Here is a 15,094-nt window from a genome sequence, read left to right as displayed (position 1 = left end):
CTTGACTTCGCAGGTGCAATGCCTATTTTGTGCAGTGCAACATAAAGCGAGGTTTCCATGGCTGACAACGCCAACATTTCGAAGATCGATGCCGCTGCCGAGAAGGCTTATGCCGAAGCAGCTGCGAAGAACAAGGTAAGTGAAACGGCTGTCGAAAAGGCAGTCGAAGCTGACGCGCCCAAGGCCGAAGTGAAGGTCGAAGCCGTCAAGAAGGCCGTCAAGGCCCCGGCCAAGAAGAAGGCCGCTCCCAAGAAGAAGGTCGCCGCCAAGAAGGCTGCGCCTAAGAAGATTGCTGCGAAGAAGCCTGCCCCGAAGAAGGTGGCTGTCGCAAAGAAGGCCGCGCCGAAGAAGGCTGCCGCCAAGAACACCGCTTCCAACCCAGTTTTTCAAATCAAGGACAAGATCATGGCCACTGCAAAGACCACCGATTTCACCAAGACCGCCAAGGAAGTCGCTTCGGACGTCCAGGCTCGCGCCAAGACCGCTTTCGCCAAGACCGGCGAATATGCCAACGAGGTAACCGAATTCAGCAAGGGCAACGTTGAAGCTCTCGTCGAATCGGGCAAGATCTTCTTCGCCGGCGCCCAGGAACTGGCTCGCGCTGACATCGAAACCGGCAAGACCGCGCTCGAAACCGTCACCGCCGACGTCAAGAAGATGGCTTCGGTCAAGACCCCGACCGAGTTCATGCAGCTCCAGGGCGAACTGGCTCGCCGCAACTTCGACGCCGCCGTTTCGTTCGGCTCGAAGCGCACCGAAGCCCTCGTCAAGCTTTACAACGATGCTTTCGCGCCGATTTCGAGCCGCGTCAGCGTTGCTGCTGAAAAGATCAAGAAGGCTGCCTAAGCCTCAGGCGATCTGATGAGTTAGCGAGGTCGGCATCTCCTCTCCCCCCGCCGACCCGTGAACGAGAGCCGGGCGGACCCAGTGGGTCCGTCCGGTTTCTTTTTGCCCTTCCTTAAGGGGTTTGCGGCAAGACCGAGCGCGACGAGGCGAGCGATTGGCCGCACGCACCACCTTGCGAATTTGCATCGCGATACGATAATGGCCCCACGCATGACCGAACCGTACACCACTCTTCCCCTTGCCCGATCCCGACCCTTGGCGGTTTTCGCCATGGCGGGCAGCGATGGGGACGACGCGGATTCGGATGGCCAGGTCGGCGTTGCGACGAAGACCAAGGCACGGCCCAAGAAGCCGAGCCAGTACAAGGTGCTGATGCTCAACGACGACTACACGCCGATGGAATTCGTCGTGCTGGTGCTCAAGCGGTTCTTCTCGATGGACCTCGAGGAAGCGACGCGCGTCATGCTCCACGTCCACCAACGCGGTGTCGGCGTGTGCGGGATCTTCCCCTACGAGGTGGCCGAGACCAAGGTGAACCAGGTGATGGATTTCGCCCGGCAGAACCAGCACCCGCTGCAATGCACGCTGGAGAAGGCCTGAGGTCTACCGGTTGAACTGCGTGATGCACCTGTCGCGCAATTCCAGGCCGCTACGTCCACGCTTCTCATAGCGCTTGTAGCAGTCGATCACACGTACCCAGGCATCCTCGTAGCTGAGCCGCTTGGCGAGCGCGTAATCCTTCAGCCAATCGTCGAAAGGCAGCGAGAACAGCCGCAGGCTCTGGGGCGAGCCGATATTGACGATCTCGCCCTCGCCGCATTTCGATCGCAGCTCACGTACGGCAGCGCTGTCGTCATCGTAGCCATTGGGGCCGCCCCATGCGCCCATCTCCCCGATGCGGTATGTTTCGGCCGCCCATCCGTCGCCTGTGCGGGCGATCAGATAGCCTTCTTCATCGAGCCCAAGCTGCGTGTCGTAACCGAACATCACCAACGGCGATGGCTGATCATGCATGCCGCGGTCGAGGCGGAAGCATCCGTCCTCGAGGACTACGCGGCCGATGCCCAGCGCAGCGAGCTGGATCACGGGTGAGTTCTCGCTGCGGGTGAAGGTGCGCAACAGCGACGCAATCCCGTCTTCGAGAAAGGCCGGCGGCGGCGGCGCAGCGAAGGTGAACTTCACTTCATCGCCCCAGGTCCACCCCTTATCCCTCGCAGCCTGGCGGAATTTCTCTTCGGTCACCCCGGTCTCGACCTCGATGATGCCCCGCTTCGGGTCACTGCTGATGGCAGAGGGCCATTTCATTTCCTGGACGCGCGCGATCCAGACTTGCGACAGCGCTTCGCGTTCGCCCTCGGTCATCCCGCCTTGCCGTGCGAAGATGTCGGGCCTGTCGGTGTATTTCGCCAGCGTCTTGGCAGCGTCGCGCTTGAACCAGACCTCGGCGCCCAGCAGCGTTTGCGGATCGGAGGTCGAGCTCTCGTCGCGAAGCAGATTGATCTGGACGAAGTTGCCGGCTTCCTGCGCACTCAAGACCTGCTGCAGTCGCTGGACTTCGGCCTGGAATTCCTCCGACCCGTTTGCCTCTTCCCACAAGCGAGCCTGTTCCTCTGGGGATGCATCGGAGAGGCGGCGCGCGAAGCTATCGATCGAAGCCGGTTCCGGCGGAGGGTTGGCCGGATAAGGGGTCGCCAGAACTTCGCCGATCGATATGAAACCGCTCGGTTCGAGCTTTGCGCCCATGGGCAGCACGGTCATCTGTCCCTCTTCGGCGACGACCTGGGCTGGCGGCGTTGTAGGATCGTCCTCGCTCACGGTTGCACAGCCTGACAAGGCCAGGCCCGCAAGTGGAAGGAGGAAAGCGCCCGATAGCAATGACTTGTTCATGGCGGGACAACGCTCATCCGCCAAGTTTTCTCCCGAAATCGCAACAGGGCATGACCGCGGAGCTTTTTCGCGCTAGGGGCAGTTTCGAAACGCAACCCGAGCCCCCGCGAGCCCTTGTCGAAATTCTTGCCCGCCATTGATCGTTACATCCTGCGGCTGACGGTTATCCCGATGCTGGGCGTGTTTGCGCTCGCGGCATCGCTGCTCCTGCTCGAAAAGATGTTGCGCCTGTTCGACTTCGTCGCGGTAGAAGGCGGGCCGATCGGCGTCGTGTTCAAGATGCTCGGCGCGCTGATCCCCGAGTACGCCAGCCTCGCGATCCCGCTTGGCCTGCTGCTCGGCGTGCTGCTCGCTTTCCGCAAGCTCGCCACATCGAGCGAGCTCGACGTGATGCGGGCGGTCGGCCTCAGCTACAACCGCTTGCTGCGCGTTCCCTACATCATCACTGCCATTCTCGTGGCGATCAATGTGGCGCTGGTCTTCTACATCCAGCCGGTCAGCCGCTATTATTACGAGCAGATGGAATACGAGCTGCGCTCGGGCGCGCTCGGCGCCTCGATCAAGGTCGGAGAATTCACCACGCTCAAGGACCGGATGGCGCTAAGGATCGAGGAAAGCGAGGACGAGGGTCGCCGGCTCAAGGGCATATTTGCCCGCGTCGCGGATACCAAGGGCCAGGTGCTGTCGATCAGCGCCCGCGAAGGCGCTTTCCTCGCCACCAGTGACAGCCCCGACACGATCATCCTGCGGCTGACCGACGGCACGATCGTGCAGGATAGCAAGGGCAATACCCCCCGCGTGCTTTCCTTCAGCCGACACGATCTGCCGATCGACCTGCCGCGGGTCGAGGATTTTCGCGAGCGTGGCGATGCCGAGCGCGAGTACATCCTGCCCGAACTGCTCCGCATCGGCTGGAGCGACAACCAGCCCGAGGCCAAGCGCGATGCAAGCCAGGCGAGCTTCAACTTCCGCATGGTCGAAGTGGTGATGATGGTGCTCATGCCGCTGCTGGCCGTAGCGCTGGCGATCCCGCCCAAGCGTTCGACCAGCGCGTTGGGGGTATTCGTCTCGATCATCATGGTCGTCAGCTATCACAAGATAAACCAGTACGGCGAAGACCTCGCCGCGCTCGGGCGGTTCGACCCGATCCTCGCCCTTTGGGGCCCGTTCGTGCTGTTCGCCGCCCTGATTCTGTGGATGTACTACCGGGTGGCCTATGTCCCCGGCGGCCAGGCGATCGGCGCGCTCGAAACCTGGTTCGCCAAGCTTTCCAAGCGCCTGCGCCGACTATTCCGGCGGCGGCGGCCCCGGCAGATGGCCGTACTCGAACCGGCTGCGGCGGAATAGGGCAGCTCCACCATGCAACTCGATTTCTTCCCATCGAAGAGCCTCACCCTTTACCTCGGCAAGCTGTTTATCGCCCGCATTCTGGCGGTCCTGATCATGCTGGTGCTGGTGCTGATGATGCTCGACCTGCTTTCGAAGAGCGGCGACATCCTGGCGGTCGAGGGCAACGGCCAGGGCGAACTGCTCACCTATGCCAGCCTGCGCATCCCCCAATTGGTGCAACGGTTCGTGCCCTACTCTGTCCTGCTCGCAACGATCATCACGCTGGTCACGCTTAACCAGAACAGCGAAGTGATCGCGATGAAGGCGGCGGGGCTGTCGGCGCACCAGGTGCTGGCGCCGCTGCTGCTGACCGCAGGACTGGTTTCGGCAGTCAATTTCGCCTTCAACGAGCGCGTGGTGACCCGGGCGACTGCCACGCTGAAAGCTTGGGAAGGTGCCGAATACGGGGCCGTACCGCAGGAATCCAATGTCAGGTCCAACGTATATTTGACCGATGGAGAGGGGATCCTCACGGCCACCAGTATCACCGGGGCTGGCGACCAACTGCGGATGACCGGCGTGACCTGGTATGAACGCGGACAGGGCGGAATGATCCGCCAGCAGCTGCGGGCCGAACGCGCCACCTTCGTCAATCCCGGCTGGCAGCTGGAGAATGCGACCCGTTTCGACGTCCGCAGCGCCGATACGACCACAGTCGAGCGCGTGGTGGTCGGCAAGCAGCTGACCCCGGCGCAGATCGAACTCGAGGCGGTCGATCCCGACGCTCAGGGCTTTTTCGAATTGTCGGACTCGATCGCGGCCTATGAGGCAGCGGGCCGGCGCACCGGCGAGCTCCGGGCCAAATGGTGGCACAAGCTCTCCGGACCGCTCTCTGCCTTCCTCATGCCCCTGCTCGGCGCAGTTGCCGCTTTCGGCCTGGCGCGGTCGGGCCAGCTGTTCCTGCGCGCGATTATCGGCATGGCACTGGGTTTCGCCTATTTCGTCGTCGACAATGCCGCGCTCGCGATGGGAAGCTTTGGTGGCTACCCGCCTTTCCTCGCGGCCTGGGCGCCATTCTTTCTGTTCCTGCTGGTCGGCGAAACGGTTCTGATCCGTACGGAAGAGTAGTGACGGCGGGCATGAGCGAGTTTTCGATCCGTCTCGCCCGCGTCGAGGATGCTCGAGCATTTCACAAGGTCGAGGAAGACGCTGCCGACCTTCTGCGCTCTGAACCCTCCCTCAAGGGCATACCGGTGCCGCCATCAACCAGTGCCGAGGAATACCGGGCAACGATCGCAAAGGGACATTGCCTCGCTGCAACGATTGCGGACGAGGTTGTCGGTTTCGCCGCTGCGGCGCGGGTCGGGAGGGAGTTGCATCTGCACGAGTTGAGTGTCGCACGCGCTCACCAGGGCAAGCGGATTGGCGCAACATTGCTGACGGCACTCAAGATCGATGCTGCCAATTCGGGCTTGCGCGCGATTACGCTCAACACCTATCGCGACATCCCATGGAACGGGCCATTCTATTCGCGGCATGGTTTCGTCGAGATCGAGAATTTTGAAGGCCGCCAGCATCTCGTTCAGTCATTGGACGAAGCGGTCGCGTTCGGCCTCCCGCGCGATCGGCGCTGCGCAATGATACATTTCCTAAATTGAGTGAATTCTCGGAACCTATCGCTTCCTGCCGCATTCCTTTGCCACATTCTTGCCACAAAGGAGTTTCCGGCATGAAGAAATTTGCAGTTCCCGCCCTGGTCGCCGCTCTGGCTCTCGCCGCCTGCGACCAGTCCGAAACCACCGTCGAGGGCGATGAAGTCGCCGCACCGGCTCCGACCGCCACCGAAACCGCTGTCGTGACGGACACTGTCGCAGTTCCCGTGGAAGGCGATGCCGACAAGGGTTCGAGCCTGACGATCGACGGCGGCGATGTTGATGCCACCATCAGCGAAGATGGCGTCAAGGCGGACATCAAGATCGATTGATCCTGTCGCCGGACAATTGCCGAAATAAAGAAAGGCCGCTGCCTCGATGCGAGATGGCGGCCTTTGCTTATGGTGTTCGTAGTCGGTGAGACTAGGCCCGCGGACGCATGGTACTACGGGCAATGCGCGCGACCAGCACCGCCATGCCGGGATGGTTCGCCCCGTCATAGGTCGAGTAGTCGCCGAGTTCCTTCTTCAGCCTCCGGTGCGCCTCGGGCAGGTCATGATAAGGCATCGAAGGCATCAGGTGATGCAGCGCGTGATAGCGCAGGCCAACCGGCGCCCAGATCTCGGCCACCAACCCCGGCGGCGGTACGTTCACGCTGTCGAGGAACTGTGCGGTTACCGTCATTGGCTCGCCCTCGTTCTCCCACAGATGGGCGACCAGCGTGCGCAACTGGTTGAGCACGGCGGTGAGTGAGACGATTGCCAGCGCAATCAGCAAGGGCCGCCAACCGATAAACGGGATGCTGCCCAGCACCACCCACGACCACACGAAGCCGCCCAGCTCCTGCCACAAGACCCGTGGCTTGAGCTCGCCCTCGGGGGGCTTGCGGCGAAATTCCGGATTGATCATCAGCGCGGAGGCGCGCTCCCACACCAGCCTGCGCAGCGGCGGCAGGATCAGGCCCAGCGGGACGAGCACCGCGAACCGGAACAGCAGGCCAATCGGGGCCAACAGTGCAATCAGCACGAAGCCGGGCAGACTCCATGGCTTCATCAGTGCCAGCGGCAGATATTCGGGGTCCTCGACGGTGCCGTATTGGGTGCGCTTGTGATGAAGCGTGTGGACGCCTTCGTACATGAAGCTCGGCACCAGCATGGGAATACCGACCAGCAGGTTCCAGGCGAGACGGAACCCCGGCAGCGCGTCGCGATGGATGTGCGTCAGCTCATGGATGAACATCAGCGCGCGATACAGCGCCAGCGCCGAAACCAGCCCCAGCAAGACCGCCAAGGCGACATTGCCGACCAGGATCGCGCCCGCCATTGCGCCATATCCGACGATCACCGAACCAAGCATGTCGGGCCAGTAATAGGCGCCTTTCGCCACCCCCAGCCCCTTGGTCAGGTCGCGTGCTGCGCGCAGCATGTCCTTGTCGTCGGCCGAGCGGAACTGCTCGCGGGTGGCACGCTCGCGCGGCGCAACGACAGGGGATTCGAGAGCTTGTTCCATAGTCATGTCTGTTTCTTGGACGGCCTTTACCGCACAATGGGGCGGAAGGACAAACCGGTACTCTCTACCAGAGTGATCGATTGGCTTGCTTGACTTCGCTCAATCTAATCGCACAGGGCTAATCCAGGCTGAACAGGAACCCCAAAGCGTGAGCGAAGCCCAGATAGTGATCACCCCCGTATCCGGCAAGAAGGGCCGCGCCCGCTTCGTCGACCTGGGCCGCGAATTCGCCGCGCGCCTGCCGCATTCGGTACCGCAACTGCGCGGCGAACAGCTCGAACTGATCGATTCGGGCAAGAATCCCTTCTTCGGGCATGCCCGTACGCAGCTGTTCGTTGCGGAACGCGGCGGGCGCGATGTTGGCCGCATTTCGGCGCATATCGACGAGCTCGCCCTCGCCATGCCTGCAGAACAGGGGTTTGGACCAGGCACGGGCAATTTCGGCTATTTCGACGCGGAGGATGAAGCGACGGCCCATGCCTTGCTCGCCACAGCTGAGGACTGGCTTCGTACGCAGGGCATGACGCGCGCGCTCGGACCGATCTCCTTGTCGATCTGGGAGGAACCGGGATTGCTGGTGCGTGGCCAGGACCACGCGCCGATGATCATGATGGGGCACCATCCGGCCGAATATCGCGGCTGGATCGAAAGCTTTGGCTACACCACGGCCAAGTCGCTGCTCACCTACGAACTCGACATCAGCAGGGAGTTCCCACCGCTGATCCAGCGCATCGTCAAAACCGGTGAGCGCAACGAGCGGATCAATGTCCGCCGGGTCGACAAGAGTAAGTGGGATCAGGAGGCGGCCATCGTCCTGTCGATCCTCAACGATGCATGGTCGGACAACTGGGGCTTCGTGCCGTTCACGCCGGAAGAGGTGGCCTACGCCGGCAAGAAGCTGAAACCGATCATTCACGAACCGCTCAACATGATCGCCGAACTTGACGGCAAGCCGGTCGCCTTCATGCTGACATTCCCCGATATCAATTCGGAGCTGTCCCGTATCGGCGGCAAGCTATTCCCGTTCGGCTGGTTTCATTTGCTGCGTTGGCTGCACAAGCCCAAGCAGGCCAATATGCGCGTCCCGCTGATGGGCGTGCTTAAGGAGCTGCACAATTCGCGGCTCGCCAGCCAGTTGGCCTTCATGATGATCAGCGAGATTCGTCGCGCCGCCGAGAGCGAGTTCAACGGCCAGCGCGGGGAGATAGGCTGGATCCTCGACGACAATCAGGGAATGGTGGCCATTGCCGACGCGATCAACAGCACCGTCAACCGCGAATACCTGATTTTCGAGAAAGCACTCTAGCGATCGCCCCGGCCTGTTGTGGCCCGGGAGCCACAACCGGAAATTCTCGTCCGGTAACGGGAACTTGGCGAGCCCCGGCGCGCTCCCATAATGCAGGGACATGGCTTCCTGCCCATTGGAGCGCGCATGGACGGAAAAGACCTAGGGGCCAAGGCCAAGATAGCCGCGAAGCCCTTGCGCGCTGCGGCAAGCAAGATCCGCAAGCCTGCGAAGGCCAAGATCGGCCATGTGCTGGTGGTCGAGGATGACGCAATTCTGGCGCTGACAATCGAGCAGGCGCTCCAAGCTGCAGGCGCGAACAAGATCTCGATCTGTGCGGGTGCGAACGAGGCTTTGGAGGAACTGCGGGCTGCCAAGCCGGACGTCGTTGTGCTCGATGTCCACTTGGCCGATAGCAACGAAGGGTGGGAAATCGCCGAACTGCTGTCTGCGATCAGCCCCAAACCTCCCAAGATCATCTTTTCGACCGGCGCGCCGCAGGATATTCCGGAAGAGATTGCCGCTCTCGGGCCTGTCCTCGAGAAGCCCTATGACCCCGAACGCCTCGTCGAACTGGCTCGCAAGCCCCGCCGGCAAGGCATCCTGGCCCTGCTACGTCGCAAGAACGCCAAATCCTGAACATCCTTACGCGTGTCGGATAGGCTCGCCCGGGCCGCGCCTTCTTCGGCGCGTGAAATCCACGCACCAAGAAAAAAGGCCTCCACTCTTTTTGAGTGGAGGCCCTTCGGGATCGTATCACCAGCCGCTTGGACGGGAGGGGGGGTCTCGGCGGTGATACCCTCTAAATGAGCGGCCGCGGGAGCGGTTCCCGGGGCTGAAAAATTTTTTCGAATTTTTTCTGAGGGGTCAGATGAAGGGGCGTTCGAGCTCGGTGTCGCGCTCGTATTGCGCGAACTCGCAGGCTGCATCCATGTCGGGAATATGGATCTCGCCCGGGCGCCATTCGACCAGCCCGCTGTCGAGCAGGGCACGCAGGGTACGGTTCGTGTGAACCAACGACAGCCCCAGCATGTCTGCCACCTGCGACTGGGTGATCGGCAAGGTCAGCGTGTTGCCCTTGTCGCTGATCCCACTGATCTGGGCGCGGTCGACCAGCCAGACGGCCAGATATACCAATCGCTCCTTGGCGGTCCGCTGGCCAAGCGCCACCAGATGCTCTTCGAGTTGCGTTTCCTCTGCTGCTGCGAGCCATACGATATCGTAGGCAAGGCGCGGATGCTGGCCGATGAATTCCGGGAAGCTCTTGCGCTCGAACATGCACAGCCGCGCTTCCACCAGCGCCTCGACCGCGTGATTGGCAGGGCCTTCGAACGCCGATTGCAGTCCGATGAGATCTCCGGGGAACACGAAGTTGACGATCTGCCTGCGGCCGTCGTCCAGGGTACGATAGCGGATCAGTACTCCTTCGAGCACGGTGTAAAGGTGCGGACCGAATTGCCCCTGCTCGATGACCATGCCCTCACGCTCGACCGACATTTCGCCGCGCTTGAAGTCCTGCAAATAGTCGATCTGGCGCTCGTCGAGCGTGCGGAGGCGTGGCTGTTTCTGCAACGGGCAGTTGCGGCAGGCAACAGCTTGTGCACGGCGGTTCATTGGTCAGCCCCCGTTCGGCATCGTCCGACTAGTCATCCAACGGTCTCGGCGTAATGCGTTGGTTTGTCAATTTCCCTTGCGGGCAAGCGCACTTGCAGATGGAACCGAATTCTCGGCCAATCGTTAAGCGCGCGACTCCTACGGGAAGGGAAAACATGTCACTAAGCGAACAGGTTGCTACTAATCTCCCCTATCTCCGCCGTTACGCCCGCGCGCTGACCGGCTCGCAGGCCACTGGCGATGCCTTCGTCAGGGCCACTCTCGAGGCCGCGCTTGCGGACGACGATCTTAAGTCCACCCTCGAGAACGGCAGGGTTCCACTCTATCGCGCCTTCAATAAGGTATGGTCGAGCGCCTATCTCGAAGTTGCCGGAGACGACAGCGGCCAGACCGAGCACGAGGCCGCTGCCAACTCGCGGCTTGGCTCCATTACACCGCTCAACCGTCAGGCTCTCCTGTTGACGACGCTTGAGGACTTCAGCGTCGCGCAAGCGGCAGAGATCATGGATCTCGAAGATGAGACGGTACAGAACCTCGTGCGGGAAGCGATTTCGGAAATCGACGCTGAGTCGGCGACGAGCGTTCTCATCATCGAAGATGAACCCTTGATCTCGATGCAGCTCGAAGACCTCGTCCGCTCGCTCGGGCACGATATCTGCGGCACCGCCGCAACCAGGACGCAGGCGAAGGAAGTGGTGGCCGAGAAGACCCCCGGTCTTGTCCTGGCCGACATCCAGCTTGCCGACGGATCATCCGGTCTCGATGCGGTTGACGACATACTTGCCATCGGCAGCGTCCCCGTCATCTTCATCACTGCATATCCGGAGCGACTGCTTACCGGCGATCGGCCCGAGCCTACCTATCTGGTCACCAAGCCATTTCAGGAGCAGACGGTACGTACCGCCATCAGCCAGGCGCTCTTTTTTGGATCGAGCCGACCGCTCGACTGAGGCGACCCGGGAAGTCCGGAACGAAAACCGGTCGTAACTTCGATGTTGCGGCCGGTTTCTGATTCTCAGCGAGCGGGATCAGTGACCAGTACGAGGCGGTAGCTCGCGGATCTGGAACTCGCCTCTAACCCGGACAGGAATTCGCAGGACGCAGCGGACGCCGGTCTCGGCAAACACGAGTTCGACGGGGTGCTTGAGCTCATGTGCGACGATCTTCTCGATCAATTCGGTGCCGAAGCCCGGCTCACGCAGTTCGGAAACCGCAGGCCCCCCGCTTTCGCTCCACTCCAATTGCATCAGGCCCTCATTCACCAGATACCACTCGACGTTCACCCGCCCCTCGGGCGTGCTGAGCGCGCCGTATTTTGCCGCATTGGTCGCAAGCTCGTGGATGGCCATGCCGAGCGTAAGCGCGTCATTGGGTGCGAGCCCCACATCGGGGCCGTCGAGCACCAGCGCTGTCTCGGGATCATCGACATAAGGGGCCAGTTCCTCTTCGATGATCGCACGAACCGGGGTGACGCCCCATTCCGATTGCGTCAGCAATGCATGGGTGGCCGAAAGCGCTCTCACGCGCTCGGCCAGGCCATCGGCGAATTCGCCGACATCGTCCGTACGACGACGGGTCAGGGAAACGATCGAGAGCACGTTTGCTAGCGTGTTCTTGACCCGATGATTGAGTTCACGCGCCAGCGAGTCGCGGATCGAGTTCTGCTCACGGAAGAACTCGATGGCCCTCTCGTCCTCCTTGGCCTGCTGCGCCAGCAACCGCGAGACCAGCATCAGCAGGCTGGCGACAGCCAATCCGAACAGCAGCGTCGCCATCGAGAGCGACGAGAGCATGTCGACCTTGTTCGATTCGATCTCGACCAGCATGGGCCGATTGGCGATCTCGACTTCCTGGCGCACGATCAAGCCGGTGCGATTCTCGGGCTCGAGCTCCGCCAGAAGGTTTTGCGAATTCGCTTCTCCATCGAAAAAGCGCACGCCGCGTCCGCCGAGAGTATCGGTTTCGATCGAATCCTCCAGGAACTGCTGGGCATTGAAAGGGCTGTAGATGAACCCCTTCAAGTCGAGATCCGCAAAGTCGCGATCGAATACCGGCATGTAGACGAGGAAGCCGGGAGCGTCCTCGCCACCCTCCTGCAGCAGTACGACTTTGCCTGATGCAGTCGGCCGCACCATCCGGACCGCCTCGTCCATCGCAGCGCGACGCATACTTTCCGAGTACATGTCGAATCCAAGGGCACGCCGATTGCGGGCGGTATCGGGTTCGAGATAGGTAACGGGGACAAGGACCTCGGGCGCACCCTTGCTGCGCGTCGTCACCGTTATCCGCGTGGGCATCTCGCTCCCTATGCGCTGCTCGTAGGCAGTGATTTCCGCGGCACTGATCGCTTCCGCCCAGCCGATCCCGTCGGCACCGCGATAGTCGGAGTCGAGGCGGAGTTCGCTCACAAATCGACGGAACAAGGAGAGGTTTACATCGTCCACCGTCGTGAACAGCGCAGCGCCCGCGCGCAGGTAGGACGAGCTGGTATTACCGCGACGTTCGAGGCCGGATACAACCGCCTGCGCGGTCGCGCGCATCAGGGAGTCTTCGCGTTGGCGTTCTCCGCGTTCGATCGCAAAGACACTCAGGCTGGTAATGGCAGCAATGGCAATGAATATTCCGACTGGGATGGCGCGCGGGTATCCGATCAGCCAGCGCGTCGTGCGCCCGCGACCATTTGCCGCACTGCCCCGTTCAGCCATTACGTTCATGCGTCTACAGAAACCCCTTCGTGTGGTGGGAACCAAAGGGACTGCCTATCGTTCCCCAAGCACTTCATTTAATGGCGGGCAATTCCCGGGGACGCAGGAAAGAGGCACGACATGCGAGGGGCATCCAGACAAGCATGACTTCCGAGAAACCCAAAGCGGGAAATACTCCAAACAAGCAGGCCAATAACGCTACCCGATCGCAGGATAAGACACCTGGCTGGGCGGACGGCCTTCGCAAACTTTACGATTCTGTCGTTGACGAACCAATACCGGATAGTTTCAAAGACTTACTTTCCAAGTTGGACGAGTCGGGATCGAGCGGCAGCAGCCAAGGCGACGGGGCCTGATGGCAAAAAGCAAAAGAACGGCCGAAGAATTGGCCGATTTCAAGCGGGAATTGACCGAGGTGGTCCCCCACCTTCGCGCCTTTGCGCGTGGGCTTTGCGGGCGACCCGACATGGCCGACGACCTCGTCCAGGAAACCATGCTCAAGGCGTGGGCGGCACAGGAACGGTTCGAGCCCGGTACGTCGATGCGCGCTTGGACCTTCGTCATCCTGCGCAACGCCTATCTCACCGACATGCGGCGCAATCGCTTCCGCGGTGAATATGACGAAGGCGTTGCCGAGCGAATTCTGACAGCGCCCGCCGGGCAGGAGGAGCCGATCCATCTGTCCGATATGCATCGCGCCCTGCTGACTCTTCCGCCGGAACGGCGCGAAGCACTCCTGCTGGTCGGGGCCGGCGGCTTTTCCTATGAGGAAGCGGCAGAGATTTGCGGCTGCGCCATCGGTACGATCAAGAGCAGAGTCGGCCGTGCGCGTGCCGCGCTGACGTCGATGCTTGAGGATGGCGACATCCCGCAGCGCTCGATCGACGATGCGCGGGCGCACCGGGCGATCCTCGAGGAGCTTGACGAGGTTGCGGCAGGCAATGGTGTCGCAGCCGCCAAGGACTGACATCCGCGCAACGTTGAGCCGGGGAAATTTCGCCCACACAATCGGCGGTCTTGCCCGAAACTGGCCGCTCGCGCAGATAGACCGTCGATGACGAGCGAAAAGCGATCCTCACAGCAGCAGTTGCAGCCCGGATCGGTCGGCGGCAGCAAGCGCATGGCCTTTGCCGAGCAGGAACTGCGGCTGATCTCGGTTCTGGTCATGCTTATCGGCATTGGCCTGTTCCTCGCGCTACCCTTCGTCCTGTCGATCGGGTCGGTCGTTTTCCTGCCGCTCGTCACCGCGCTCATCCTGACGATCCTTCTGTCCCCGCTTGCCGATCGCCTCGCGCGGCTCGGGCTGCCGAATGTCTTGGCCTCCCTCGGTTCCCTGATTGTGTTTCTCGCGATCGTCCTGCTCGCGCTCGGGCTGGTGCTCCAGCCTGCGACCGCACTTTTCGAGCAGCTTCCGCGGATGATGGCGACGATCGGGGAGAGATTTGCCGAATTGCGCGACCGGTTCGCCTGGCTCGGTGCAGCCAACCGCGAACTGTCGGAGATCATTGGCCCTACCGAAGGGCGGGAAGTCGTCCTTGCGAGCCCCAGCATGCTCGAACAGCTCGCCATCGCCACACCGACTGTACTGATCGAGACGCTGCTGACGATCCTGATGACCTTCTTCATGATCGAGGCGCGCGTCCGCCTGCGGCGTCACCTGCTGCTCGATCGCGCCAATATCGGATCTTCGGTGAAGGCGGCGCGGGTGATGCGCGAGGTTCAGGACCGTGTCGCCGCCTATATTCTGACGGTTGCCTGGATCAACGCCGGGGTCGGCATTATCGTTGCCACTGGAGCTTGGTTGATGGGGGTCGAGGCCCCGCTCATGTGGGGAGGCCTTGCGGCGATTCTCAATTTCGTGCCCTACATCGGCCCCCTGGCGATGACGGCCTTGCTGGCCCTGTTCGGCATCGGAACGGCGGAAACGCTATTCATCGGGCTGCTGCCCGCAATCGCCTACGTCGGCCTGCATACCGTCGAATCGAACATCGTCACACCTTCAATCCTGGGCGCGCGTTTCACGATGAATCCCGTCCTGATCCTCATCGCCCTGAGCTATTTCTCGTGGGTGTGGGGGGTGTTCGGCGCCCTGCTTTCGGTGCCGATCCTGCTGACCCTGACCGCATTCTTCGACCATGTCGGCAAGCCGAACCTGATCGGGTTCATTTTTGGTGAGCCGTTATTCAAGACCGACTTACTGGGGCTTGGTAGCGAAGATCAGGAGCGTTCGCGCCAGGGCGCGGAATAGAAAAAGAAAGGCCCGCCCC

Annotated in this window: 16 protein-coding genes; 12 read left to right on the top strand and 4 right to left on the bottom strand. The window is 61.6% G+C overall.

Annotated features, from left to right (window positions below; all coding sequences use genetic code 11):
- The first annotated feature begins 57 nt into the window (after nt 1–57).
- Nucleotides 58–846, top strand: coding sequence for a phasin family protein (locus tag P7228_RS08905; RefSeq protein WP_278014888.1), 789 nt, complete (start codon nt 58–60; stop codon nt 844–846).
- A 270-nt stretch (nt 847–1,116) separates the two neighbouring features.
- The gene (gene clpS / locus P7228_RS08900) at nt 1,117–1,446 is read left to right on the top strand and encodes an ATP-dependent Clp protease adapter ClpS (protein WP_278017740.1); all 330 of its coding nucleotides are present in this window, start codon (nt 1,117–1,119) and stop codon (nt 1,444–1,446) included.
- A 3-nt stretch (nt 1,447–1,449) separates the two neighbouring features.
- Here clpS and P7228_RS08895 read toward each other — a convergent pair whose 3' ends face one another.
- Nucleotides 1,450–2,733, bottom strand: coding sequence for a hypothetical protein (locus tag P7228_RS08895; RefSeq protein ID WP_278014887.1), 1,284 nt, complete (start codon nt 2,731–2,733; stop codon nt 1,450–1,452).
- Nucleotides 2,734–2,859: 126 nt separating this feature from the next.
- Here P7228_RS08895 and lptF point away from each other — a divergent pair, with 126 nt between their 5' ends.
- From lptF to P7228_RS08875, 4 genes are all read left to right on the top strand, one after another.
- Nucleotides 2,860–4,080, top strand: coding sequence for an LPS export ABC transporter permease LptF (gene lptF, locus P7228_RS08890; protein ID WP_430732467.1), 1,221 nt, complete (start codon nt 2,860–2,862; stop codon nt 4,078–4,080).
- Nucleotides 4,081–4,092: 12 nt separating this feature from the next.
- Complete coding sequence (lptG, locus tag P7228_RS08885; protein ID WP_278014886.1) at nt 4,093–5,190, top strand: LPS export ABC transporter permease LptG; 1,098 nt, start codon at nt 4,093–4,095, stop codon at nt 5,188–5,190.
- Nucleotides 5,191–5,201: 11 nt separating this feature from the next.
- Nucleotides 5,202–5,720: a GNAT family N-acetyltransferase gene (locus P7228_RS08880; protein WP_278014885.1), complete on the top strand. Its 519-nt coding sequence runs from the start codon at nt 5,202–5,204 to the stop codon at nt 5,718–5,720.
- Nucleotides 5,721–5,791: 71 nt separating this feature from the next.
- Nucleotides 5,792–6,046 (top strand): hypothetical protein, encoded by a 255-nt coding sequence (locus P7228_RS08875; RefSeq protein WP_278014884.1) that lies wholly within the window; start codon nt 5,792–5,794, stop codon nt 6,044–6,046.
- Nucleotides 6,047–6,137: 91 nt separating this feature from the next.
- Here the strand turns inward: P7228_RS08875 and P7228_RS08870 are convergent, their stop codons facing one another.
- On the bottom strand, nt 6,138–7,229 hold the full coding sequence (locus tag P7228_RS08870) for a fatty acid desaturase family protein (protein WP_278014883.1): 1,092 nt from the start codon (nt 7,227–7,229) through the stop codon (nt 6,138–6,140).
- Nucleotides 7,230–7,371: 142 nt separating this feature from the next.
- Between P7228_RS08870 and P7228_RS08865 the strand changes: the two genes are divergently transcribed.
- Both P7228_RS08865 and P7228_RS08860 read left to right on the top strand, forming a co-directional pair.
- Complete coding sequence (locus tag P7228_RS08865; RefSeq protein ID WP_278014882.1) at nt 7,372–8,529, top strand: N-acetyltransferase; 1,158 nt, start codon at nt 7,372–7,374, stop codon at nt 8,527–8,529.
- 126 nt (nt 8,530–8,655) lie between these two features.
- Entirely contained in the window at nt 8,656–9,147 is a 492-nt protein-coding gene (locus tag P7228_RS08860; protein WP_278014881.1) for a response regulator, read from the top strand.
- 228 nt (nt 9,148–9,375) lie between these two features.
- Here P7228_RS08860 and P7228_RS08855 read toward each other — a convergent pair whose 3' ends face one another.
- Nucleotides 9,376–10,122, bottom strand: a complete 747-nt coding sequence (locus P7228_RS08855; protein ID WP_278014880.1) for a Crp/Fnr family transcriptional regulator — start codon at nt 10,120–10,122, stop codon at nt 9,376–9,378.
- Between the two features lie 155 nt (nt 10,123–10,277).
- Here P7228_RS08855 and P7228_RS08850 point away from each other — a divergent pair, with 155 nt between their 5' ends.
- Nucleotides 10,278–11,072, top strand: coding sequence for a response regulator (locus tag P7228_RS08850; protein ID WP_278014879.1), 795 nt, complete (start codon nt 10,278–10,280; stop codon nt 11,070–11,072).
- A 78-nt stretch (nt 11,073–11,150) separates the two neighbouring features.
- Here P7228_RS08850 and P7228_RS08845 read toward each other — a convergent pair whose 3' ends face one another.
- Nucleotides 11,151–12,827 carry a CHASE domain-containing protein gene (locus P7228_RS08845; protein WP_278014878.1) on the bottom strand — a complete coding sequence of 559 codons (1,677 nt, stop codon included), beginning with the start codon at nt 12,825–12,827 and terminating at the stop codon, nt 11,151–11,153.
- An 80-nt stretch (nt 12,828–12,907) separates the two neighbouring features.
- Between P7228_RS08845 and P7228_RS08840 the strand changes: the two genes are divergently transcribed.
- The 3 genes from P7228_RS08840 (at nt 12,908) to P7228_RS08830 (ending at nt 15,075) form a co-directional block, all read left to right on the top strand.
- The gene (locus P7228_RS08840) at nt 12,908–13,183 is read left to right on the top strand and encodes a NepR family anti-sigma factor (RefSeq protein WP_347402831.1); all 276 of its coding nucleotides are present in this window, start codon (nt 12,908–12,910) and stop codon (nt 13,181–13,183) included.
- On the top strand, nt 13,183–13,794 hold the full coding sequence (locus tag P7228_RS08835; protein ID WP_278014876.1) for a sigma-70 family RNA polymerase sigma factor: 612 nt from the start codon (nt 13,183–13,185) through the stop codon (nt 13,792–13,794). Before P7228_RS08840 ends, P7228_RS08835 begins: the two co-directional genes overlap by 1 nt.
- 87 nt (nt 13,795–13,881) lie before the next feature.
- The gene (locus P7228_RS08830) at nt 13,882–15,075 is read left to right on the top strand and encodes an AI-2E family transporter (protein ID WP_278014875.1); all 1,194 of its coding nucleotides are present in this window, start codon (nt 13,882–13,884) and stop codon (nt 15,073–15,075) included.
- The last annotated feature ends 19 nt before the right edge of the window (nt 15,076–15,094 follow it).

The sequence above is a fragment of the Altererythrobacter sp. CAU 1644 genome (assembly GCF_029623755.1).
GTDB lineage: Bacteria > Pseudomonadota > Alphaproteobacteria > Sphingomonadales > Sphingomonadaceae > Erythrobacter > Erythrobacter arenosus.
This window is presented reverse-complemented; position numbering and strand designations above follow the sequence as displayed.

Bases quoted from the DNA above. Each gene is read 5' to 3' on its own strand.
- P7228_RS08905 (WP_278014888.1), top strand. From the start codon at position 58: ATGGCTGACAACGCCAACATTTCGAAGATCGATGCCGCTGCCGAGAAG.
- clpS (WP_278017740.1), top strand. From the start codon at position 1,117: ATGGCGGGCAGCGATGGGGACGACGCGGATTCGGATGGCCAGGTCGGC.
- P7228_RS08895 (WP_278014887.1), bottom strand. From the start codon at position 2,733: ATGAACAAGTCATTGCTATCGGGCGCTTTCCTCCTTCCACTTGCGGGC.
- lptG (WP_278014886.1), top strand. From the start codon at position 4,093: ATGCAACTCGATTTCTTCCCATCGAAGAGCCTCACCCTTTACCTCGGC.
- P7228_RS08880 (WP_278014885.1), top strand. From the start codon at position 5,202: ATGAGCGAGTTTTCGATCCGTCTCGCCCGCGTCGAGGATGCTCGAGCA.
- P7228_RS08875 (WP_278014884.1), top strand. From the start codon at position 5,792: ATGAAGAAATTTGCAGTTCCCGCCCTGGTCGCCGCTCTGGCTCTCGCC.
- P7228_RS08870 (WP_278014883.1), bottom strand. From the start codon at position 7,229: ATGACTATGGAACAAGCTCTCGAATCCCCTGTCGTTGCGCCGCGCGAG.
- P7228_RS08860 (WP_278014881.1), top strand. From the start codon at position 8,656: ATGGACGGAAAAGACCTAGGGGCCAAGGCCAAGATAGCCGCGAAGCCC.
- P7228_RS08855 (WP_278014880.1), bottom strand. From the start codon at position 10,122: ATGAACCGCCGTGCACAAGCTGTTGCCTGCCGCAACTGCCCGTTGCAG.
- P7228_RS08850 (WP_278014879.1), top strand. From the start codon at position 10,278: ATGTCACTAAGCGAACAGGTTGCTACTAATCTCCCCTATCTCCGCCGT.
- P7228_RS08845 (WP_278014878.1), bottom strand. From the start codon at position 12,827: ATGGCTGAACGGGGCAGTGCGGCAAATGGTCGCGGGCGCACGACGCGC.
- P7228_RS08840 (WP_347402831.1), top strand. From the start codon at position 12,908: ATGGCGGGCAATTCCCGGGGACGCAGGAAAGAGGCACGACATGCGAGG.
- P7228_RS08835 (WP_278014876.1), top strand. From the start codon at position 13,183: ATGGCAAAAAGCAAAAGAACGGCCGAAGAATTGGCCGATTTCAAGCGG.
- P7228_RS08830 (WP_278014875.1), top strand. From the start codon at position 13,882: ATGACGAGCGAAAAGCGATCCTCACAGCAGCAGTTGCAGCCCGGATCG.